Annotated in this window: 21 protein-coding genes and 3 pseudogenes; 16 read left to right on the top strand and 8 right to left on the bottom strand. The window is 59.6% G+C overall.

The window, feature by feature from the left end; all coding sequences use genetic code 11:
• Positions 1-70 precede the first annotated feature (70 nt).
• Entirely contained in the window at positions 71-298 is a 228-nt protein-coding gene (locus tag E7T06_RS11215; protein ID WP_136365880.1) for a hypothetical protein, read from the bottom strand.
• Positions 299-457: 159 nt separating this feature from the next.
• Here E7T06_RS11215 and E7T06_RS11220 point away from each other — a divergent pair, with 159 nt between their 5' ends.
• The 5 genes and pseudogenes from E7T06_RS11220 to E7T06_RS11240 all read left to right on the top strand — a co-directional run bounded on the left by E7T06_RS11220 (position 458) and on the right by E7T06_RS11240 (position 5753).
• Positions 458-1192 carry a pirin family protein gene (locus E7T06_RS11220; RefSeq protein WP_136365881.1) on the top strand — a complete coding sequence of 245 codons (735 nt, stop codon included), beginning with the start codon at positions 458-460 and terminating at the stop codon, positions 1190-1192.
• 6 nt (positions 1193-1198) lie between these two features.
• Positions 1199-2110 (top strand): alpha/beta hydrolase, encoded by a 912-nt coding sequence (locus E7T06_RS11225; protein WP_136365882.1) that lies wholly within the window; start codon positions 1199-1201, stop codon positions 2108-2110.
• A gap of 58 nt (positions 2111-2168) precedes the next feature.
• Positions 2169-2699, top strand: coding sequence for a cupin domain-containing protein (locus tag E7T06_RS11230; RefSeq protein ID WP_136365883.1), 531 nt, complete (start codon positions 2169-2171; stop codon positions 2697-2699).
• A 13-nt stretch (positions 2700-2712) separates the two neighbouring features.
• On the top strand, positions 2713-3558 hold the full coding sequence (locus tag E7T06_RS11235; RefSeq protein ID WP_136365884.1) for an NmrA family NAD(P)-binding protein: 846 nt from the start codon (positions 2713-2715) through the stop codon (positions 3556-3558).
• A 539-nt stretch (positions 3559-4097) separates the two neighbouring features.
• Positions 4098-5753: pseudogene (locus E7T06_RS11240) on the top strand (IS1182 family transposase).
• A 440-nt stretch (positions 5754-6193) separates the two neighbouring features.
• Here the strand turns inward: E7T06_RS11240 and E7T06_RS21770 are convergent.
• A pseudogene (locus tag E7T06_RS21770) lies at positions 6194-6834 on the bottom strand (IS630 family transposase); the annotation flags it as partial.
• A gap of 342 nt (positions 6835-7176) precedes the next feature.
• Positions 7177-8043, bottom strand: coding sequence for an AraC family transcriptional regulator (locus tag E7T06_RS11255; RefSeq protein ID WP_168733491.1), 867 nt, complete (start codon positions 8041-8043; stop codon positions 7177-7179).
• 236 nt (positions 8044-8279) lie between these two features.
• Between E7T06_RS11255 and E7T06_RS11260 the strand changes: the two genes are divergently transcribed.
• A complete protein-coding gene (locus E7T06_RS11260) occupies positions 8280-8813 on the top strand; it encodes an SDR family oxidoreductase (protein ID WP_136365888.1) in 534 nt (177 codons plus the stop codon).
• Positions 8814-8925: 112 nt separating this feature from the next.
• Positions 8926-9210: an Atu4866 domain-containing protein gene (locus E7T06_RS11265; protein ID WP_136365889.1), complete on the top strand. Its 285-nt coding sequence runs from the start codon at positions 8926-8928 to the stop codon at positions 9208-9210.
• 37 nt (positions 9211-9247) lie between these two features.
• Here E7T06_RS11265 and E7T06_RS11270 read toward each other — a convergent pair.
• Positions 9248-10446 (bottom strand): annotated as a pseudogene (locus E7T06_RS11270) (IS3 family transposase).
• 141 nt (positions 10447-10587) lie between these two features.
• Here E7T06_RS11270 and E7T06_RS11275 point away from each other — a divergent pair.
• The 9 genes from E7T06_RS11275 to E7T06_RS11315 all read left to right on the top strand — a co-directional run bounded on the left by E7T06_RS11275 (position 10588) and on the right by E7T06_RS11315 (position 19785).
• Positions 10588-11172 (top strand): PadR family transcriptional regulator, encoded by a 585-nt coding sequence (locus tag E7T06_RS11275; protein WP_136365890.1) that lies wholly within the window; start codon positions 10588-10590, stop codon positions 11170-11172.
• A 123-nt stretch (positions 11173-11295) separates the two neighbouring features.
• Positions 11296-12183, top strand: coding sequence for a 3-methyladenine DNA glycosylase (locus E7T06_RS11280; protein ID WP_168733493.1), 888 nt, complete (start codon positions 11296-11298; stop codon positions 12181-12183).
• Positions 12184-12438: 255 nt separating this feature from the next.
• Positions 12439-12768 (top strand): hypothetical protein, encoded by a 330-nt coding sequence (locus tag E7T06_RS11285; RefSeq protein ID WP_136365892.1) that lies wholly within the window; start codon positions 12439-12441, stop codon positions 12766-12768.
• 167 nt (positions 12769-12935) lie between these two features.
• Complete coding sequence (locus E7T06_RS11290; protein WP_136365893.1) at positions 12936-13688, top strand: phage Gp37/Gp68 family protein; 753 nt, start codon at positions 12936-12938, stop codon at positions 13686-13688.
• A gap of 215 nt (positions 13689-13903) precedes the next feature.
• Positions 13904-15292, top strand: a complete 1389-nt coding sequence (locus E7T06_RS11295; RefSeq protein ID WP_168733494.1) for a hypothetical protein — start codon at positions 13904-13906, stop codon at positions 15290-15292.
• 295 nt (positions 15293-15587) lie between these two features.
• Complete coding sequence (locus tag E7T06_RS11300) at positions 15588-16880, top strand: ABC transporter substrate-binding protein (protein ID WP_240741005.1); 1293 nt, start codon at positions 15588-15590, stop codon at positions 16878-16880.
• 311 nt (positions 16881-17191) lie between these two features.
• The gene (locus E7T06_RS11305) at positions 17192-18160 is read left to right on the top strand and encodes a sugar ABC transporter permease (RefSeq protein ID WP_205750905.1); all 969 of its coding nucleotides are present in this window, start codon (positions 17192-17194) and stop codon (positions 18158-18160) included.
• Entirely contained in the window at positions 18150-18983 is an 834-nt protein-coding gene (locus tag E7T06_RS11310; protein ID WP_136365895.1) for a carbohydrate ABC transporter permease, read from the top strand. The genes E7T06_RS11305 and E7T06_RS11310 overlap by 11 nt, the downstream gene beginning before the upstream one ends.
• A 520-nt stretch (positions 18984-19503) precedes the next feature.
• Positions 19504-19785, top strand: a complete 282-nt coding sequence (locus tag E7T06_RS11315; protein WP_136365896.1) for a hypothetical protein — start codon at positions 19504-19506, stop codon at positions 19783-19785.
• Between the two features lie 575 nt (positions 19786-20360).
• Here E7T06_RS11315 and E7T06_RS11320 read toward each other — a convergent pair.
• From E7T06_RS11320 to E7T06_RS11335, 4 genes are all read right to left on the bottom strand, one after another.
• Positions 20361-20612, bottom strand: a complete 252-nt coding sequence (locus E7T06_RS11320; protein ID WP_136365897.1) for a hypothetical protein — start codon at positions 20610-20612, stop codon at positions 20361-20363.
• Positions 20613-20633: 21 nt separating this feature from the next.
• A complete protein-coding gene (locus E7T06_RS11325) occupies positions 20634-20882 on the bottom strand; it encodes a terminase small subunit (RefSeq protein WP_136365898.1) in 249 nt (82 codons plus the stop codon).
• Between the two features lie 575 nt (positions 20883-21457).
• A complete protein-coding gene (locus tag E7T06_RS11330; protein ID WP_136365899.1) occupies positions 21458-21769 on the bottom strand; it encodes a hypothetical protein in 312 nt (103 codons plus the stop codon).
• A gap of 381 nt (positions 21770-22150) precedes the next feature.
• The gene (locus E7T06_RS11335) at positions 22151-22357 is read right to left on the bottom strand and encodes a hypothetical protein (RefSeq protein WP_136365900.1); all 207 of its coding nucleotides are present in this window, start codon (positions 22355-22357) and stop codon (positions 22151-22153) included.
• Between the last annotated feature and the right edge of the window lie 105 nt (positions 22358-22462).

The following is a 22462-nucleotide window of genomic DNA, read 5'->3' on the forward strand; positions in this document are numbered from 1 at the left end:
CGGATGTTATCATCCGTTTGTAAGAGCCCATCTGTTCAGCGTGGTTTGCTCCTGCTGCGTCGCCTGCACTTTAGAAGCTCCGCCAGAGGTTCAGGTCGACCTCGCTCCCTCTCTGTAAAAGACGTTGAAGACTAAGAATCTTGGGATTCCGCGCCTTGAAATCACGACCACCACGGAGCTTCACAGCCTTCAACCGCATGACCTGAGGAAGGGAACGTTGACCCTGCCTCTGCGTGCCGACACGTTCTGCGCCTTCATCGACTTGTTTCAGGCGTGGAGGCAAAAGCACTTCAGTCATGGGCCTCTCAATTCAGCCGGGCGAGATCAGCTGTTTCCAGTGATTGTTGGTTGACCCAGGCGCTTGCAGTCTGACCGTCACGCTGGCTGTGCTGCTCACTCGAGCTGCTTCCTGGTGGAAATTCAGCAACCACTGACTTCGAGTTTGGAGAGGAGAAGTATGTTGTCCAAAATCACAGACCGCAGCAAGCGGGGCAACGGCCCTATTCGGGTGCTCTATCCCGGATTGAGCCTTGGGGATCAGGACACGGGACTGGCCACGCTGGGACGCATTGACCACGCCACCATTCCTGCAGGTGCAGTTGTCCCCATGCACCCGCACGTCAACGATGAAATCCTGACCTATCTCAAGCGTGGCCGAGTCCGGCACACCGACTCGGCCGGCGACAGCGGAGAGATCAATGCTCAGCGCCTGATGCTGATGAAAGCCGGGCAGCGGTTGTCCCATGAGGAGCATGTGTTGGCCGAAGGCGGCCAGTTGCAGGGCCTTCAGATCTTTATCCGCCCGGAGGCCAAAGATCTGCTGGCGCAGGTCGATTTTTATGATCTGCCCGAGGTGCACAGCCACAATGCCTGGCGCCTCTTGGCCGGACACGGGGGCAGCGGCGCCCCACTCGTCCTGAGCAGCCGCACATGGATCTACGACGTTCACCTCGGGAGTGCTGAACCTCTCCGTCTACCTCCACTGCCCCAAACGGGCCTGACCTTCCTGCTGTACGTCTTTGACGGTTATGTTCAGGTGGCTGACCTGAACCTGGCCAAGGGTGACAGCCTCATCATCCGGGATGAGCCGGACATCCAGATCCACTCGGACAGCGCGGATCTGGTGCTGTTCGTCACCGATGAGCACAGTCCCCATTACGACGGTGGCATGTTCAGTGGAAACCAGGCGTAGGGCAAGATGAACAGCGGAACCCTATCCATTTCAGGCTTTAGCAGCCAAACAGCAATTGTGGACGGCGTGCAGCTGCATTACCGCCTCGGTGGAGACCCCGCAGGCCCGCCGGTGCTGTTGTGGCACGGCTTCTTGGGCACCTCCTACACTTGGCGCAAGGTGATGCCGCAGCTGATTGAAGCAGGACTTGCTGTGCTGGTGCCGGATATGCGCGGCTACGGGGACTCCGACAAACCAGGCGGCACGGACGGCTACGATGGCCGTGCGCTCGCCAAAGAGTTCCGCTCACTGGTCCGCCAGATCGGTTTTGGACAGGGTCGACCCATCACTCTGGTGGCCCACGACATGGGCGCGCCACCTGCCCTGCTCTGGGCCGCCGCCCACCCAGACGAGGTCGCGGGCCTGATGTATCTCGACGAGCCAGTCATGTTGACCGACCTGTTGACGGCCCTGATCTCTTATACGCCACGCATCGCCGGTTCCGGGGGAATGTGGTGGTGGCCGCTGGCGTTGGCCCCCGACATTCCCGAACGGCTGATTGTGGACAATGAGCGGGCCTTCCTGACCTGGTTCTTTGACCGAGCAAGCGTCACGCCTGGGGCCATTGAATCCGGGGCTATTGACGAATACTTACGCACGTTCCGTGGGCCGGAGGGCGTCTTGGGGGCGTTGGGCGTTTACCGGGCCTCTTTCGTGACCCAAACGCAAACCGCGCTGCTCAGCAGCGCCAAGGTTCAGATTCCGGTGGTGGCGTTGGGGGCCGAACGCGGCTTGAGCGGCCAGGTTCTTGACATGATCAACCTGGTGGCCGATCACGCCACAGGCGGAATCATTCGCAACTGTGGGCATTTCATCCCGGAGGAACAGCCCGATGAAGTGGTGAGGCAGGTGATTGGCATGATCAGGCCACCGCACTGAGGCGCAGGAAGGCAGCGGAGTTTCGATTTTAACCCAGGTGCTCTCCAGGAGGTCCACCATGATCAAGCCAGCCACCCCGCTTCCCGCCGACGACCTGAGCCGACAGCTCACCGTCGCCCGTCCAGAGACAAACCAAGACTTGGAGCACCTCGCTGTGGTCGGTGACACCTACACCATTGTGGTGGACGGTGAGCAGACCAACGGCCGCTACACCCTGATGGATATGCTGATTCCGCCAGGCGGCGGGCCGCCTCCACACCGCCACGATTTTGAAGAAATGTTCACCATTGTGGAAGGTGAGGTGACGCTCACCTTCCGCGGTGAGACCGTCGTCGCTGGGCCAGGAACAACGGTAAATATTCCGGCTAATGCCCCTCACCAATTTCAAAACAAGGGTAAAGGCATGCTTCGGATGCTGTGTCTCTGCTCTCCAGCTGGCCAAGAAAAGATGTTTAGAGAGGTCGGGGTGCCAGTCGCCACTCGCACGACACCCGCTCCCAAATTGAGTGAGGCTGACCAACAAGCGTTTAAAGAGAAATCCATGGCCCTGGCCACTCAGTACCACACAGAGCTGCTCCAACACGCCTGAAGAACGGAGACTTATGATCCTTATTACCTCGGCCAGTGGTCATGTCGGCAGCGCCATCCTCCGTAGTCTGGTGCAGGCTCAGCTGCCTGTTCGCGCCTTTGTACACAGTGAACAGGGCAAAGAACAGCTCAGCAGAGCAGGCGTTCATGACATCGTTGTGGGCGACCTGCTTGATCCCGCCTCACTCCGTGCCGCTTTCCGGGACGTGAACCAGGTGTTCCATATTGGCCCGCCGGAGCATCCCCGTGAACTGGCCATTGGTCAGGCCATGGTTGACCTCGCTCAGGAGCATGAAGTCTCGCAATTTGTGTACTTCTCCGTACTTCAGCCGTTCATCTCTTCACTACGCCACCACTGGAACAAGCTCCTGACTCAGGAATACCTGGTCGATTCAGGAGTTCCGTACACTGTCTTGCATCCGACCATGTTTATGCAAAGCCCGCAACGGGCCATCCAGAGTGGCGTGATGGCCGCGCCCTATTCGCCGGATCAACCCATGTCGGTGGTCGATCTGGACGATGTGGCCGAGGTCGCGGTGAAAGTGCTCAGCGAGCAGAATCATTTGCGGGCCGCCTACGACTTGATCGGAGATGAGCCCCTCACGCTTCGGCAGCGGGCTGAGATCGTCAGCAGAGTGGCAGGCAGATCCATTGAGGTGCAGCAGATCCCCCTGGAGACGGTCACTGCCCAACTGCCGCGCAGCACCCTGATTGAAGCCTACGGGTCAGATTCATTGGGGCGGATGTTTACCTATTACTCGCGCCATGGCTTGACCGGCAGTTCCAATGTGCTGGGCTGGGTATTGGGCCGCCGACCAACAAGTTATGAGGCGTTTGTCCGCAAGAGCCTGGGGCACTGAGCAACGGCTCTGACGACCAGGTGATTAGCCTGAACCAAAGCCGCCTCGCCCCCGGTTCCACGAGACGAGATAGACAACTGCGATCAAGAGGAGACTGTGCCGGACTGGCAGCGGCAGTTGGAACACCCACCTGCTGGTTAGGCACACTCCGCTCCGTGTGAACGCGCAGAGTTCAGCGGGTTCAGCCTCGGTGAGCTTGAGCAGTTGGTTTCTTCTTTCGTCATTGCGCTTTACCGCGCCTTCCAACGATGACGAGTAGTCACGGCGATCTCCCCCCTTCGCGCGACCTCGCCCATCGGCTGACCATCCTCAACCTGGCCCAGGATCCCGAACCCCTGCTGTTCCGTGTCCTGCTTCCTTGTCAGCGCGCCTCCAGCTTGCCACTGAATTCGCAATTGAGTTGGACTGAGATTTGGGGGCCACGTCAAAGTGGAGTGAACCCAAAGTACCGGTTCTCCATCATTTTTGATACCGCTGGTTTACTCGCCCGCTGTGATGAAGCGGGCGTAGCATGACCTCAGACGCAAGGAGGTCAGCCTATGAGCCTAAAGGACAGTCATCCCCGCTCCGTGCCAGAAGACACCGCCCGCATTGCCAAGGCGATCTTCAACAAAGGGCATCGTTACCTTTTGCTGCGCGACACTTTCGGTGATTTCTTCGACAGCGACGATTTCCGCACTTTGTTTCATGTTGAAGGCCGGCCGGCGGTTGATCCGGCGCAACTGGCGCTGATCACCTTAGTGCAGTTCGCTGAGAACCTCAGCGATGAACGTGCTGCGGATGCGGTTCGGGCACGCATAGACCTCAAATACTTACTGGCGCTGCCCCTTGATCATCCTGGCTTCGACGCCAGCGTTTTGTCCGAGTTCCGTACTCGTCTGATGAACGGGCATGGCGAGCAGTTACTGTTCGAGCGACTTCTAGAACGGTTTCGCGCGCAGCAGTTGCTGCGCGCTCGTGGTCGGCAGCGCACTGATTCAACCCATGTGCTGGCCGCTGTCCGGGCGCTGAACCGTGTGAGCTTAGTCAGCGAAACATTTCGACACGCCCTGAACGTGCTTGCGATCGCGGCACCCGACTGGCTTGTGGAGCACACCCAGAAAGAGTGGGTGCAGAGATATGCCAGCCACTTCGACCTGCAGGTCGAAGTGGCCGAAGGCTGGCAAACGAGACGCGAAGCCTTGCTCGTTCAGGTGGGTGCAGATGGACACCAGCTCCTGACAGACGTTCTGGCACAGGATGCGCCCCCCTGGCTAAGAGAGGTGCCCGCCATAAGTGTCCTGTGGAAAGTCTGGCTCCAGAATTTCACACCGACTGAGGCGGGAAGACTGCGGTGGCGGACGGGAGATGAAATTCCGCCGAGCGCCGACTTCGTGAGCTCGCCCTATGATGTTGACGCTCGATACAGCAAAAAGCGATCAACGTCGTGGGTCGGCTACAAAGTGCATCTCACAGAAATGTGTGATGACGACCTGCCGCTGCTGATCACCAATGTAGAGACGTCTCCTGCCACCACCCAAGATGTTGATGTGTTGGAAGACGTACACGATCACTTGGCGGCAAGAGTGCTGTTGCCTGAGTCGCATCTGGTGAATCTGGGCTATCTCAGCACAGGGTTGCTGGTGAGCGAGCAAAAGGCTCACCAGTTGAAGCTGATCGGGCCGGCCCGATCAGACGAGCGGTGGCAAGCGAGGGCTGGAAAGGGATGTGCAGCAGAGCATTTCAAGATCGACTGGGAGGCACAGACGCTGACCTGCCCTGCGGGGCAAGTCAGTGCGAGTTGGACGGACGCACTGGATGCCCGCCAACGAGCCGTAGTCAAAATCAAGTTCTCAAGCACGCAGTGCAAGAACTGTGCCCTCAAAGTGGACTGCACCACAGCGGCACGGCGTACCGTCACGATCCAAGAAAAGGAGCGGCACCTGGCAGTGTTGGCGTGGCGATCTTGGGCGCAGACCCAGGAGTTTGCGGCGCTGTAGGCCAAACGCGCCGGAGTTGAAGGAACCATATCTGTCGGCGTGCGGGTGACCGGCATGCGCCGGTCACGCTATTGCGGCTTGGCCAAAACGCGTCTGCAACACCTCTGCACTGCCTCAGCGCTGAATTTGCTTCGCGTCGCAGATCATCTGGCTGGATGTCCCCGCGCTAGAACTCGCGTTTCCGCATTCACACGCCTTCTGGCACAGGTTGCCTGAGTAAACCAGCGGCATCATTTTTGATGATGGCCTCAGGCAGGTGGGTTCCAATGGCGTATGGAACATGACAACCAAGCACTGGCCGCCCTCTTTCTGACACCGTTTCCTGGGTTTCGGCTGGATCAAGTGTTGGTCGGCGACAGGGTCACTGTCATGGCGACCAGCATTCAACCCACTTCGGCTTGTCCGAAGTGTGGCACGTGCAGCGCTCACATTCACAGTCGATATTGCCGTCATCTGACCGACCTTCCCGCCTGTGGAACGGCAGTCACCCTAAACCTCGCTGTTCGCCGTTTCGTCTGCCGAGAATTGCGGTGTGATCGGCAGATCTTCTGTGAGCGATTCGTCGATGGACTCCCCGCCTACAGACGTCGGAGTCAACGGGCATTGGCGACCATTCAACACCTCTCCGTGATTCTGGGGGGCAATGCGGGTGCTGCACTGCTGGTGATCGCACCCAAGGTGGACACCTTGTCCCAACTGGCTGTGCCGAAGACCACGGGGGTCTTCCCCCGGGGAGCCCACGTGTGCTTCACGGTGCCTTTCATACTGAACCCCACTTCGCCCGGAAACACCAGTGTCGCGCCCGCAGCTACTTTTTTTTCAACTCGGGCACCGTGGTTTGGATCCAAGTCGCCACGGCGTCTGGATTCTGTTCCAGAGCGCGTTTGTCAGGCTTCTGACGCGAGAAACCCATCTGGTGCAGGATGCGACGGACATGATCCCGGTGATGCCAGATGTTGAATTGATGACCGATGACGTCCCTGACCCGGAGCGTCGTCCAACTCACGTCCGGGAAGCCGTGAACCTGTGCCCCCTCGTTGAGGAGCCGCTTGAGGCTCTCCCGCTGCTCCGGGGAGAGCGCCGGCGCTCTCCCCGGAGTGACGGTGGCCTGCAGGGCGTCTGCCCCCTGCTGCCGCAGGCGTTGTCTCCAGGTGCGGAGGGTGCTCATCGAGACCCCCAGGAACTCAGCCAGCTCCTTGGAACTGTGCTGCTGGGCCTCGAGCAGCTGGAGGAAGTGCAGTCGACGTTCTTCAACTTGAGCTCGCGTGAGGTGCGAGGGCCGCCAATGGTCGGTCACCCGCACACTGTACCGTCCCTCATTTCAGCCGAGATCAATAATGGACGACCACAGGCGTGTCTATATTTATTGTCGTGCCGGATTGTGGCGTCCGAGCTTGTCTTGAGCAGCAGTCGTCCAGAATGGTCACGTCACGCGTACGACCGCGCGTTGCGGTCGGTTTCTTAAGCGTGTATCTCACGCATGACGACCTCTTTGCTGGCGAGGGGTTGTTCAGGACACTGACGTTGGCGTGCCGACCACTCGGGTTCGGTCATCTTGAGCCAAGACGCATGTTTCGGCGTGTACATCCACTCAAATCGGCGGATCAGTTGCTGAGCTTCCTCTGCGGGGAGATGCGGATCAAGGGGAAGTCGCCTGCTGTGCTGCGTCTTGGCGGGGGGAAGCCCCGAAGAGCCGGCGGTATTCGCGGCTGAACTGCGACGCGCTCTCGTAACCCACCGCGTGGCCCGCCGCCTCGGCAGTATGGGTCTGGCCCTGCATCAGCCGCCGCGCCTCTTGCAAGCGGAGCTGCTTGTGGTATTGCAGCGGCGTCAGGCCGGTCATGGTTTTGAAGTGCTGGTGCAGGGCGGTGCGGCTCATGTGCACTTCTTGCGTCAGCGCCTCCAGGCGGTAGGGCGCGGTGAAGGTGTCTTTGAGGCGGTTCATGACTTGGGTGATCTGAAGCGCCTTGCCCGTTCCGGCGATCACCTGATGCATCGGGGTCGCCGCCCCCCCTTGCAGCGCCCGGTACAGAACTTCGCGTTCAAACAGTGGGGCAAGAACCGAGATCTCCTCGGGATGATCCAGCAGCCCCACCAAGCGGGTGAAGGCGTCCAACAGGTTCGGCGTAACAGCTTGCAAGGTTAGGCCAGCACTGGGGGCTGCCCCGGGCGCTGGACAGGCACCGGCGGCCGCCAACAGCTCCCGCAGCAGGTCGCGGTCAAGGTCGAGGCGCAGGCACAGGTACGGCTCCCCCGGCGACCCCTGGAGAATCTCGCCCACCACGGGCAGCGACGCCGAAACGATCAAGCAGTGGGCGGCGTCGTAGTGAAACAGCTGATTGCCCAGGAGCACTTTCTTGGCCCCCTGCACGATCAGGCACAGGGCAGGTTCGTGAAGCACGTGCAGCGGCGCGCTGGGCTGGGAATAGCGGATCAGGTGCAGGCGGGGAAGAGGGGTGGCCTGGACCCCCTCCTGCGTGGCACATCGGGTGACCAGGGCGGTCAAGATGTCGAGGCTGTCTTTGAAAACGCTTGGGGACACCCCACTGGGAGAGCTGGCCTGGACGGGAGCGCACATACGGATCAGCGTATCCCGATCAGCGGCTTCCCTGCACCAGACTGCCCTCGGGGTGGAAGATCAGGCAAGAAGTTGGGCCTTTTGGTGTAGGGCAGAGCGGCGTGCGGCCTCTAGCGTAGACCCTGCCCCGCTGAAGCCGTCACCCGGCGGAGCCAAGGAGCACCATGACTCAACAGCTTCCTCCTTTGTCCGGCAAAGTCGTCGTCATCACCGGGGCCAGCAGCGGCATCGGTGAAGCCACCGCCCGGCTACTGGCCCGTCAGGGCATGCACGTGATCTTGGGGGCCAGGCGCACCGACCGCCTCGAACAGGTGGTGACTGAACTGCGTACCCGGGGGGGGCGTGCCGATGCGCTCGCCACCGATGTCACCCGCCTCGAAGATCTTCAGGCGCTGGTGGCCCTGGCGGAACAGGTGGCCGGACGAGTGGACGTCATGATCAATAATGCCGGGGTCATGCCCCTGTCGGCCCTGGAGGCCCTCAAGATTGACGAGTGGAACCGAATGATCGACGTCAACATTCGGGGCGTGCTGCACGGGATCGCGGCGAGCTTGCCGATCATGAAGCGGCAGGGCCACGGTCACTTCGTCAACGTGTCGTCCATCGGGGCGTACCACGTGAGTCCCACGGCGGCGGTGTACTGCGCGACCAAATTCGCTGTGAATGCCATCTCAGAGGGCCTCAGGCAGGAACAATGAAATTGTCATCCGGCCTGCGAAAATCGGTTAAGTCCGCACCACGTCCTCTCCCGCTCCCCGGCACGCCGCTCTTCCGCGACCTGCTCAGGAGCGTCCTGCTCGGAGACCTGCCATGACCAATGATCCGCACTCTGCTGTTGCTACGCACCCCTATGTGGGACTCTGGGTGACCGCTGACGGCCAAGTTCGCCACCAATTGTTACCAAACAACCGCTATATCGAAGCCCGTGGAACGCGCGAGGCCGCGTATCAGGGCCGCTACGAGGTGACGGGCGACCATATCGAGTATTGGGACGACACCGGCTTCACCGCAGACGGCGACTTCCGTGGCGACGTGTTGTACCACGGCGGGATGGTGCTGACCCGCCACGCGATGATGCCTGGAGCCAACGCATGACGAAGACTGGGCTTGAGTCGGTCTTGCGCACGTTTGGTTAAGCCACCCCTGCTTGGCGCTCGAACTCGTGTGGTGTCAAGTCGTCCAAAGTCGAATGACGGCGCCGTCGAGTGTAGAAGACTTCAATGTATTCAAAGATGGCTTGCCGAGCTACCGTTCGGCTTTCAACAGGAGCCGTGTCCAGCAGCTCCCGTTTCAGGGAGCTGAACAAGCTTTCTAAGACGCTGTTCTCCCAACAATTGCCCTTCCGGCTCATGCTCCCTTGCGCACCGATGCGCGTCAATTCGGCCTGAAAAATTTTACTAGCGTATTGACTGCCTTAGGTCGCTGTGGTGGATCAAGCCAAGCGGAGGTTTCCTTGTGCCTACCGCCATTGCAAGGCTGTCAAGGGCAAGGTCGCCGGCATCTGGGCCTGCATGGCATACCCCACGACGGCTCGCGAATGCAGGTCAAGCGTGACGGCCACATACAGCCACCCCTCTGTGGTAGGGATACACGTCAGATCAGAAGCCCACACCGTAGTGGCGTGCTGAACGGCACATTTTCGGTTCAACACGTTGGGGCAGACCGCACAGGGGTGTTCGCTGTCCGTTGTGCGGACGAATCGTCGCTTTCCCTTGGCCCGCAGGCCAGCCGCCCGCAAGGGGCGCGAAATCCGCTTTCGGGAAACAGGTTGTCCTTCAGCACGCAGGTCAGCCTGAAGACGAGGTGCACCGGAGCGCCCTGTGCTGGCCGGGTGAAGCTCATGAATGCGCTGCTCCAGCAGCGCATCCTGCTCAGCGTGTGGTGAGGTCGGCCTTCTTTGCTAGCTGTAAAACGCACTGCTGGACACGTTCAGCACCCGATACAACACGTTCAGCGGATACTGACTGCGCCACTGTTGGATCAACACGTGTCTCAACGCGTGGTCTCTCTGGCACAGAAGCGGGCAGGCCCCATACGGGTGGCGTCCTGCCCAAGACAGGCCGCGGCTTTTTTCAGTATCTCGCGTTCCTGACGCAGAATTTCGTTTTCTTTCCGCAGGCGTTTGAGTTCCTCTTGCTCGGGTGTCAAGAGCTGACGGCCCTGACCAGGGAAGGCCAAGTTTCCGTGGTGCTGGTCGGCGTTGATCCACGTTCTCAAGGCGGAAAGTCCAATGCCAAGGTCGCGGGCGGTGCCCGCGATATGTTCGGTGGACTGCGCGAGCCCGGCAGCGTCTCGCTTGAACTCGGCGGTGTACGTTGTGCGCTGGGTCATGGGGTGCCTCCGCGTGAATCGGGGCTTCACTCCAGGGGTGCAAAATCGACTTACCCTCACAACGTCTTGTTGACGGTTACCTTCACGTGGGGAATAGACTCACACCAAACTTATCTTAAAGAGAGTAATCTCGTAAGAGTAATGTCTTCTATCCGATTATTCATCCTGTCATCGTTTGACAAACTCGGGCCTATGCATGGCCACCGCCTTCGTCTTGAGGCAGAACACGACCGTGTGCATTTGTGGACAGATATCTCTGTTGGTGCAGTGTACGGGGCGATGAACCGGCTTGCATCGGAGGGCCTGCTGCGGGAGGCAGGCCAAGAACGTGAAGGCAACCGCCCCACCCGTCAACTGTATGAGATTACTCAGGAAGGACGCACCAAGCTGGCTGCCCTGCGCCAGGAAGGCCTCGGTGAAGTGTGGTTCAAATACGATCCGTTCGATCTTGCGCTGACCCGGACAGACCCGGACGCCCTGAGCACCTTGCCGTCCGTCTTGGCACACAGATTGGAGGCTATGCAGGCGCTGTTGGAAAAAACCAGAGTCATAAATGTGGACGCCCGCGATTACCTTAGCTTGGCTGAGGAGTGGGCGCTGCGACACTCCGAGTACCGGCTTGAAGCCGAGATCGCGTACCTGACTGATCTGTTGATGGTGGCCGACGACATCGTGGCCGACGAACGCCACCCACGTCCCCGTAAGCTGATGCCCAACCGTGTCTAAATCCACATACTGATCTTTAGATCCGTAGCGAAAAACGGCAAATTATTCGCTGCTTCAGGTGTTCCCGGCCGCGCGTCGGTGACTGTTGCACGCTCCCGTTTCCCCGGAGGTTCCATGTACAGAATGCAGCTGAGCGTCACACCCCCCGCCGCCTTCAATTTTGCTTCAACCGTCAGCAGCCACGGATGGGAACGGCTTCGTCCCTTCACTTTGAACAAAGAAACCCAGGTCTTGACCAGAATTCAGCAGCTTCCATCGCAACTGGCGCGTCTAGACATCGCCTATAGCGGCAAAATCACAGTTGCGGTGGAGACTGAGACCAAACTTGATACACAAGACGAACGCGCCGTGACTGATTTGATTGCAACCTACTTTGCCTTCGAGTGGGACTTAAGCCCTTGTTACGCAGAAGTGGCGAATGACCCGACCTACGCATTTATTGGGGAACGGGGACTAGGGCGCCTGCTCCTGGCGCCCACCATGTGGGAAAATCTTGTCAAAACGCTGTTCCTGACCAATACCCATGCCCGGCACACGACAGCGATGGCCGCAAAATTCTGTACTTTGGGAGACTTGTTTGATGAGGGGCACGCTTTCCCAACGCCAGAACAGGTGTTGACCTACACGCTGGACGAACTCGAACAGCAGACGGGCGCAGGCTACCGGGCCAAGTACATTCGCGCTTTGGCGGCGGCCACTGCGTCCGGCTTTGATCCAGAATCGTTGCGGAACCGTTCTCTTGGGTACGACGACATCTACGAACAGATCCGGGGATTTCAAGGCTTTGGCCCCTACAGCGCGAGTTACGTACTCAAACTCTTGGGACGCTTCGAGCGGGTCAGCATCGATACCGTGATGCGGCGCTATTTCAAGGAGATTACTGGACAGCATAACGCCACAGATCATGATATTCACGCCCACTATGAGCGGTTTGGAGCCTATCAAGGGTTGGTCGCTTGGTGGGAAGTCTCTCAGCGCGCTGACGAGAAGGGTGAGCTGGCGTTCGAGTAGAGGTCAAGCACTGGCCGCTGAAGATCAGGTTGTCCAGCTGCCTGTACAGGTTTTTTGCGCTTCGTGAGCTGGAGACGGTGCGAGGCGAGGCACTCCAGTGCAGAACAGTCCATCTGTTTCATTCGTATTGCTTTCGCAAGAGTAATCGTGTAAGATATATGTGTGGCTGCGCCGTCTGCTGTGTGCCACAGGAGCAGCGTTAGGGGACGTCTCACTCTCATTCGGGGCCACGCCCCAACTTCAGGAGGACTCATCATGCCCACCAAAATTGATTCGACCATTGGCACTTTAACTGGCCCGTTGACCAGCGCTGCTAAGAAAAAGGGGGCTCAGACCATTGCCAAATGGGAAGCTGATCTTGAAAAAGCCGAATGGACAGGTGCCAAGACGATCCATGCCGATCTGGGCAAACTGCGCCGCCACTTGGAAGACGGCCAAACGGACGGCGCGGCTCTCGCTGATTTGCTGGTCAAGCTCGGCGAATCTACAGAACGGGCCGCCAAGCAGGCCAAGGGCAGCGCCAGTGGCAAGTTGGAAGGCTTGGGACAGGCGTTGGTAAAAGCAGGCGAGGGTCTGCGCGGCTAAAAAGGCCTAGGACAGAACTGCGGAGCGTGTACCGGCAGAGCGTCTGAGGCAGATTTGGGGCGCTCTGCTTAACCACCGGAATGAGGCCAGCATGGGCGGTTTGGACAGAAAGCGGGTTCGCGTTGCCGCCGTTCAAATGGCGGCTCAGGTTTGGATCAAGGAGCACTATGGCACCGAGACTGACAGAAGAACTCAAGACCACCACTTGGAATCCGGTCACGGGCTGTGACCGCGTATCGGCGGGCTGTGACCACTGTTACGCACTGGCTTTTGCCAGCCGCCTGAAGGCCATGGGATCACAGAAGTACCAAACCGACGGCGACCCGCACACCTCCGGGCCGGGCTTTGGGGTGGCCCTCCACCCCGAAACGCTTCAACTGCCGCGGCGCTGGCGCAGTCCCCGCCTGATCTTCGTAACGTCTATGGGCGACCTGTTCCATCCTGGCGTGCCTGTAGAATTTATCCAAGCCGTGTTCACCGTCATGGCCCAGACGCCCCAGCACACGTACCAACTCCTGACCAAGCGCCCCGGACGCGCCCGTAAATTGTCGAATGAGCTGATCTGGCCAGGCAATCTGTGGTTCGGCACCTCTGTCGAGGATGAGCGCGTGGCCTTCCGGATCGACCACTTGCGGGCCACCCCCGCGCCACTGAAGTTTGTGTCATGCGAGCCGCTGCTGGGCCCACTGGATCACCTGAACTTGGACGGCATTAGTTGGGTCATCGTCGCCGGGGAATCTGGTCAAGAATCCCGCCCGATGCAGGCGCAGTGGGCCACCAGCATTAGGGATCAGTGCACTGCAGCGGGGGTACCGTTCTATTTCAAGCAGTGGGGCGGAAACCACAGGGGCGCGGCGGGACGGGAACTGGAAGGCACACTTTGGAACGAAACCCCCACGACCGGAGTGCAAGCCGTCTAGTCCCTGTGTTCGAGCAGACGGAACAACGACCGCATTGGGCTGCGCCCGCTGATTGTTTTGGGTGGGCGTGTTCTCTCTAGGCTCCCGTTGAGCCTGGTTGCCTTCTGCTTCACCATGATTTGCCAGAGGTACGCATGATCGTCTTGACTCCACCCACCGATCTTATTGGCTCTCAAGTGCTCGACCAGCTTCTCACCCAAGGCAGACAGGTTCGTGTGCTCGAACCCGAGCCCTGGTTTCTTGATTCGGCCAGCGCTGAGCGCGCCGAGGCAGACTCAGGGCCGAGTGACCACGGTTTTGTTTTTGCCCAAGCGTTTGCCGGAGCCGAGAGCGTGTTCTGGCCTCTGCCCCTCGAGCCCGATCCCTCTGCCGTGCAGTTGACCCGTCTGGCGGGCGGGGCCATGACCGCCCAAAGCGTCAGGCGAGTGGTGATGCTCGGCTACACAAGGAGCACCCACGTTGGTCTGGGGGACGAGCTGTTCAGGAACACGGACGTCGGCTGCCGAACGCTTCAACTCCCGTTTTTGTGGGACAGCTTACTTCAGCAAATTGAGACCATCACCCATCACGGCACATTTTCCCTGATACATGCCGCAACCCACCCGCTGCTGGCCGTGGCCGCCGCCGACGTTGCCCAGGCAGCGGTCAAGCTCCTGCTTGATCCCGATTGGCGGGGTCAGAGCCTCGTCGAACTGGTTAACCCCAACGTGTTGTCGCCCCAGCAGATGGCACACACGATGTCGGAGGTCCTGGGACGTCCGGTGTATTTTCAGCAGATAGACGGTGAGGCCTGCCCATCTGCGAGCGTAAAGCCGGAGGCAGCCGAAGAACCGCAGAGGATCGCCCGAGATCAGTCCACCTGTCCTGCCGATCCGGCTCTGTCACGGCTTTCTGTGTCCACCAGCTTCCGGCAGTGGTGTCAGAACGTGCTTCATCCCGCGGTGGTCGCGAGCCGGGCAGGGGAAGTCCGCAGGGGATTCGCGCATCTGCACGCGGTTGACCCAGTATTGGCCGCCCTGATCGACAAACGCCCAGATTACGACGCTGACGCTTGGCGAAGCGAATTGCCCAGTATGGACTTATTCGGCTGCCTGTTGGCCCAAATTATCGGTCAGCAGATTTCATTGAAGGCGGCGCGGGCCATTCTTGAGCGGCTTTCGGCTCAGTTCGGCGGGCGAGTGCCCAGTGCCTGGGACGTGACCACGCTTGATCCGCAGGCCCTGCGCGACGTTGGCCTGACCTGGAGAAAAGCCAACACGGTACTTGACCTCGCCGCACGTTTTGCCGATGGACGGCTGTCCGAACATGGGTTGCGTACCCTGTCAGACGACCAAATTATGGCCGAACTGACCCAGATTTCTGGCATCGGGCCGTGGACCGTTCACGGCGCACTCCTGATTTCCCTGCACCGGGGGGACGTGGTGCCTGTAGGCGACATCCTCCTCAAGAACACCATCAAAACCTGTTACCACCTTGATCATGTGCCCACCGAACAAGAAGTGACAGACATTGCCGCTGCTTGGCGCCCCTACGGCAGTTTGGGGGTCAATCTGCTGTTCGCGTCTGCCGAACTCGACAGCGCCGCTGGATCAGGCAAGAGCTGAGAAACAAGTTCTGGAAAGCCCAACAAGACATGTGTTGCTGCACGGCGTCTTAGGACTTCCAGATTCACAGCAGACGTTTTGAAAGTTAAGCTGAGCTGACTCAACCTCAAACAACTTAAGCGCGATGGAAGCTACTGTTCCGAGAGCGTGTTCAGCTCTAAGTTAACGCGTTCAGGAAAAGACTTGATTTCAGGTGATTCTTAGGAGAAAGCTTTTCATCAAGTCTTTTTGCGCCTCAGGATGGAGTCAGAGCAACAAACGCGCCTCATTGCACAACTCGTCATCAGGAGCATTCGTGAGAAAATACTGGATTGTTACCGCGCTGGCCTTCTCTTCTGCTGCTGCAGCGCAAACTGTGACCGTGGAGTTCTGGCATACCTTCGGCGACGCCAAACGGAGCGATTGGATTCAGGCCCGCGCCGAGGACTACACCACAGCCCACCCCGGCGTCAAAGTGGTGTCGGTGTTTAAAGGAGACTCGAACCAAACGTTACAGTCCACCATTTTAGGTGCGCGGCAAGGACAAGTTCCCGCCTTGGTTCAGGTTGAGGGCGTCAGCACCCAATTGGCCCTCGACAGCGGCGTGTTTCAACCGGTCAGCGCCATTCGAAATGTCGATTTCAGCGATTATCTTCAGCCTGTTATTAACTACTACACGGTTGCGGGTAAGGTCAACAGCGTTCCTTTCAACTCGTCGAGTCCGGTGCTGTACTTCAACAAAGACCTGATGAAAAAAGTCGGACTTGATCCCAAGACGCCGCCGACAACTTTTGGCGGCATATTGAAGACCTGTGCCAAGTTTGACGCTGCCAAACTGGGGATCAAGTGCGTGGCCCTCACGCCGTACAGCTGGTTGTTCGAGCAGTGGATGAGCGAACAGAATACGGCCCTGGTGAACAACGGGAACGGCAGATCAGGCCGCGCGACAGAAACCAACATCAATAGCGTGGCGGGCCGCAAAGTGTTTCAATTTTACAAAGACCTAAACGACAAAGGCTACCTCACCAATACCGGTAAACTGGCCGATACGGTGGGCACCAATGCCATCTTTACCGGTCAGAAAGCTTTGATGACCATCAACAGCACTGCTGGACTCGGTAACATTTTAGACGGCGCCAAGCAGAGCGGTTTTCAACTGGGTGTGGGTGTGCTGCCCATTCCTGACGGCAGCAAGCGCAACGGCGTGCAGATTGGCGGCGCGAGCCTGTGGGTGGCCAAAGGGGTCAGCAAGCCTACCGCTGAAGCCGCCCTCGACTTTGCCCTCTTTATGACCAACACCAAGAATATGGCCGACTGGCACAAGCTGACCGGGTATTACCCAGTTCGAAACAGCAGTGTCAAACTCCTGCGCTCTCAGGGGTGGTTCAATGCGAGCCCGCTGCAGATCGTGGCCTTCAATCAGCTGCTCAAGACCGTGCCCAACGTGGCCAATGCAGGCGCCCTCAGTGGAGCCACCATCGAAACGCGCAGCGCCATAGAGCAGGGCATTCAGAAGGTGCTCAGCGGCCAGAGCGTGGCGAGTGTGGCCGCCACGGCAGCGCAGCAAGCGGACGCTGCTATTGCGGAGTACAACAAAAACTTCAAGTGAGCAAAACGCTGACCTGTGCTGCGATGACGGAAGCTTAAGCTGCTGAACTGACGCCCTCCGAGATGAGCTGGAGGGCGTGTTTAGTGGGCGTCTCATCTGGGGTCCGTATCAGAGGTCTCAAGGTCAGACAGAGGAGTTGGTGGACAATTCTGGGTAACTGTGCCCGCTTCACCCTCAATTCAGCGCTGCTGGTGAACTTCACTTCCGCTGACTGATTCTGTCTCACCCGGTTTTCCAATGCCGTGTGCGCTTGACCGAAAAGCGCTTGAGCCACACCTCTCCAGCCCGTTTCTAGCGAGGAGGAACCGCTTTTGAGTCTCGTTCAACCTACCCGAAAACCTGCTAAAAATGCCGCCACAGATTCACCTCAGCACGCTGGGGCCAGTCACGCTGTGTTTCGGGGCCGCTGGCTGCCCTGGTTGCTGCTGTTGCCCAGCCTGATCGTGCTGGCCGTCTTTTCGTATTACCCCGCCCTGAGTACCCTGCGCCTGAGCGTGTTCCGGGCAAACATTGTGATTGGCAACGAGCAGTTCGTGGGAGTAGAGAATTTCGTCACCCTGCTGAGGAGTCCGGTCTACCACCAAGTCATCCTACAAACGCTGGTGTTTATGGCGCTGGTGGTCTCCTTGGGGTTGATTATCGCCTTGGGACTGGCGTGGTTGGCCAGCAAACCCATTGCGGGAGCCAAGTTTTACCGCCTGATGCTGATCTATCCGTATGCCTTGTCGCCTGCTATCGCCGGGACGCTGTGGCTGTTTTTGTTCAATCCGGAGGTCGGGGCCGTCAACGCGCTGCTCGGCAACCTCTTCGATCTCAAACCTAGGTGGCTGGACAATCCTGTTCTGGCCTTCGGGTTAGTGGTGGCAGCCACCGTCTGGAAGGGGCTGGGGTACAACATCGTGTTCTATCTGGCGGCCATTCAGACCGTGCCCAAAGAACTGACCGAAGCGGCCGAGATTGACGGTGCGAACGGCTGGCAAAGCTTCTGGCGGGTGGTGTTTCCGCTTCTCTCGCCCATGACCTTCTTTCTGGTGTTTACCAACATCGTTTCGGCGCTGTTCGACAGCTTCGGGTTGGTGGACATCTTGACTCGTGGCGGCCCCGTGTACGGCCAAACAGGGATCACCACCTTCCTGATGTATCAGCTCTACCAAGACGGCTTCCGTAACTTTAGGAGTGGGGCCGCCGCTTCGCAGGCGGTGCTGATGCTGATGCTGGTCGTCTGCATCGTGGTCTTGCAGTTCCGGTACGGCAACCGCAAGGTTCACTATGGCGCTTAAGTTCTCCAAACGCCGCCGAGGAGCGCTGCTCACGCACCTGATCCTGAGTGTGGCGGTGTTGCTGATCGCCTCGCCGCTGTTGTTTGCCCTGATCAAAGCCACTCAGGCCGGAGCGCAGGTGGTTGGGCCAAGCTTGGCCGTAGGCCGGCATTTTCTGGACAATGCCCGTGTCGCGTGGGAGGGAGCGGGGCTGGGCCAATACATGGTCAACAGCGCCATCGTTGCGGTGTGTGTCACCTTTGGTAAAACGGTGCTGTCGCTGCTGGCCGCCCTCGCCTTCGTCTATTTCCGCTTCCCCCTCAAAAGCCTGCTGTTCGCCGCCGTACTGTTTACATTGGCACTGCCCACCGAATTGCTGGTGGTGGCGCTGTTTGATTTAGTGTCAGGTGGGCTGCACTGGGGCAACTCTTACGCTGCCATCATCGTGCCCTTTCTGGCCTCAGCCACTGGAACGCTACTGTTTCGCCAGCATTTTATGAATATCCCGGCCAGCTTGTCAGACGCGGCCCGAATCGACGGCGCCGGGCCACTGACCTTTTTAAGCCGGATCCTCATTCCCATGAGTTGGAACACGATCGGCGCGCTCGCCGTGATTCAGTTTGTCTCGGCTTGGGATCAATATCTCTGGCCCCTGATCATCATGCAGTCCGAGGGCAAACAGGTGATTCAAGTGGGCCTCAGCAAACTGATTGACACTGAAGGTCAAAGCAGTTGGGGCGTGGTGATGGCTGGGGCCATTCTGGCGATTGTTCCCCCAATGGTGGTGTTTACGGCGCTTCAAGAGCAGTTTTCCAAGGGCTTTGCGCTGGGCCAAGACAAATAAGCGGCCAAGTGTATAACAGAGGTTGTGGTGCCTTACCCGGGATGGGGATAGGCTGAACCCCCGTGACCACATCACAGTCCGATCGCCACCGATTCAAGGTGACAATCATCCAGTAAGCTGTCTCGCTCTACCCCCGCTTTCCTCTCAGCCACCGGGATGTTTAGGAATTGATGCACCAGCGCGGTGTGGAGATCAGCCACGAACCGTCCGCAAGTAGTGCATCAAGTACAGCCCTCTATAGGCAGAAGAGCTGTACCATCGGGAACCCCGGGAGGGTTCCCGATGATATCTGGACGAAGTTTCTACGACTGTCGATGGAGTTCGGCACTGGTACTGGTTATGGATGGCGCTGGACGAGTACGGCTTCGTGCTCGACTGGACTTGATCACTGAAGGTGGCCAAGTCCTCTTCAGTCAACATCAGGTCAGAGATGTTGTCGTCCACGACACAGAGGTGCAAGAGGCGGATCACTGGTTTCTCGGTGCGAGCACCCGCTGACTGGTGGTGTCGCCTCTTGGCTTTGGCGATCGATGAGGTCAGGCAACAGCCCACGCCCGAACGTCAAGCGGAGGTGATTCAGCTCCGCCGAATCTTCATCGACGTGTGGGTGGCCCTCCGGATCGGACGGCGCTCGGCGGCTCAGGCCGCGTCCCACCTCGCCGCCCTAGCGCGGGACATCCAGCGCGGGCGGGCACCCCACCTGCCGCTCGTGCGAGAGGGCGGTGTCTGCGAATGGCGCACTCGCATCGACATCACCGGCGTCCCCGAAGGCTCGCCTGGTTCCTTCAGCCTCATTTTTTGAGCTTGCCTCTTGCCCTGGCTGGTCAACTGTGGGCGGAAGCGCTCGGCTGGAGGACACCGGGACTCTTCACAGCTGTGCGTCCTGTCCGGGTACTGCAGTGTGACCAAGGCGGAGGGGGAAAGCACTGGTTTTCGGCGTCGCCATTCCACGTCCACACCCCTACACCCGTGGTCGTCACGGAGTGAGCGCCGCCGCCCTCGCAGCGAGACGAAATTTCCTGTCGCCTATCGGTGTAGGTCCAAGTTCGAACCTTCCCGTCCTCCTTCAGCCAGATCGGCACCGGTGTGGGCCCTCGACTCGCCCGGTACCCGAGGGCCGCTGCGTCTTGCACGGTGCCCCCCAACCAAGCCACGCGCAGTTGAGTGCCAGCCGCGATGTTCGGCAGGGTGCAGCTCGACTTCCAGCCCAAATTTCGTTTCCTTGAGCTTTTTGATCAAGTGCAGTTTGCCGGCGCGACTGGCTTTCTCCAGGTCAATCCGAACGACGACGCGCTCTTCGTGCTCGACATCGACTCCGACTTCCGGGGTCTCACCCTCATCCCCGGCTTTTTCGATAGCGCGGTGGCATTTGCGCTCTCACCGTTTAAAGCGCTTGATTTCTTTGGCGATCCACTCGGAACGCTCCTCGGTCGCGCGGTCGAGTTCTTCGCTGAGGTCGGCCACGATGTCGGTCAGCAGCTCGACGGCCGCTTCGGCGTCCATCACCACAGTTTCGGTGTAGGGCACGCGCTCGATGGTCAGGAGGTCTTCGTAACTGGCTGCGGCGACCTTGGCAGTTCGGGAGCGCACCCCGTGCTTGCCCATGATTTGTTCGAAGCCCAGTTCCACGGCAAGGGCAATCTGAGGTTGTCAGAGGTTCTCGGCACCGATGGCGTAGGCGGTCGGCTCGCTGTAGACTGCGTCTTTGGCCGCTTTGGTGGCGTTCGGTTCCTGCACGTAGAAGCGGACAAACTTGGCCTGCTTGGGGATCAGGTCAGAGAGGGCGTGCTGGTAAGCCGTTTTAACCTTGGGCACGGCGGATGCTGCGGGGGTGACCTTGCCCGGCTTGCGCTTCGGCTTGGATGTGGTCTTGGCGACCTGGGATGGTTGCTTCGGCATCGGGCAATTCACCTCCTGGGGGTGTGGGTCGGGCTGGTGGCAATGCTCAGGGCAAACGTTGCAATGTCTCGGGCGGGAAACGAGCAGGCTAAGGAATGACGTCCTCACAAGTTCCGAGGGACCAAGCCCTGGCGCTGTTGCCTGCGCCGGCCCGCCCCACCATTACGGCGCTCGAAGCCAACGGCATCCACGTCACGTGCTGGACCGAGGAGGGCCGCTGGATCCTACGGGGAAGCTTCGAAGGCTACGCACGCCAGATCAGGCCCACAGCGCTGTTATCGATGAGCACGGTCGAGGAGTTGTGGCATCTCATGCAGCTTTTCGTCAATGAGCGCCGCTCACCCGCGTCATCGAGGCGCTCAGGGGAGTAACTGCGCCGAACACGAGAACGGTCTGTGTAGAAGCATTGCAGCGGTGCCGTACACCGTGGCGCGGCGCACGCACCAGCCCCAGAGAGTGGTCGCGGACACATGCTCGGAGCAGGGGCATGTCGAGCTCGTCCCGCTCCCTGAGGCCGGATCAGCAGCCGGGCGACCTCTGCGGGCCAAACCTTCCGGATTGGAATGCTCATGGATTCAGGCGGCCAGATCATTCCAGCCCTCTTCGCCCACGTCCATGCCCGTCAGGATCTCCAGCTCCCTCGTGTTGGCGACGATCAGCCGCGTGCCATCCCCACGCCAGACCAGAATCAGCCGGAAGGACCTCTGCCGGAATGAGCCCCGCTCTGCCGCATTATCCAGGGACTCGCACACACTGAAAATCTCACTCCGGAAGTCTCGGCCGACGTTCTGGCGGGCCTGCTGGTCGAGTTGACGACTGGCCACCCGGTGGCCGAGCGCGTGGGCGGCCATCACCTGGGCTTTGGCCACCCGTCCGGCGTGCAGCAACCGGCAGGCTTCGGGCGCATCTCCCTAGGCCTGACGGCCGTGCTTGATCTCTTCTCCAGCAGCGTCACGCCGCCGCTGGCCAGACCTACTATGCGCCCGGCCTCAGTGATCCGGCAATTCGCTTCCGTCTTCTTTTGTCGGTCTCCCCTTTCAGGCGATCCGGGATGACCTCCCGCTCATGGATGGCCTGCGCGACCAGGTTGATCTCGCGGCGCTCGCGGGCCGTGAGACGGGCCAGAGAGAGCTGGCTCAAAGCGTGTCCTAGGCTTCCTGCTCAGCCAGCTTGCGCCGCCGGGCATGTGCCGGACCGTACCTCAGGTGGTAGGCGTCTAGGGCGAGATTGCCACTCTCCGTCAAGATGTAACCCTGCCCGTCTGGGCCCTACTCCACCCACCGGATCCGGCCTTCGTTGGATAAGCGGCGGAGTAGGGCGCGGTGAGCATCACTGATCTCCAGCGAGTCGCCTGCCTGGCGCAGCTCGGCGAATTCTAATGCGATCAGGCTCTTGAGTGGAATCAGATTGAACACCGCCAGCAGGCGGTAAGTGTCGGGAATGAAAGGCGGCTCGGCAGGGATGGGTTCGGTCATGGACTCTCCTGAGTGGACTGTTGGGCAATTCGCCCAGCGAAGCCGTCAGCGGGCGCGTATCTTGCCTGATGCCCTGGCCTGACCCATCCCCGCCTCCTCGCCCAC

This window comes from Deinococcus sp. Arct2-2 (assembly GCF_004801315.1).
Taxonomy (GTDB): domain Bacteria; phylum Deinococcota; class Deinococci; order Deinococcales; family Deinococcaceae; genus Deinococcus.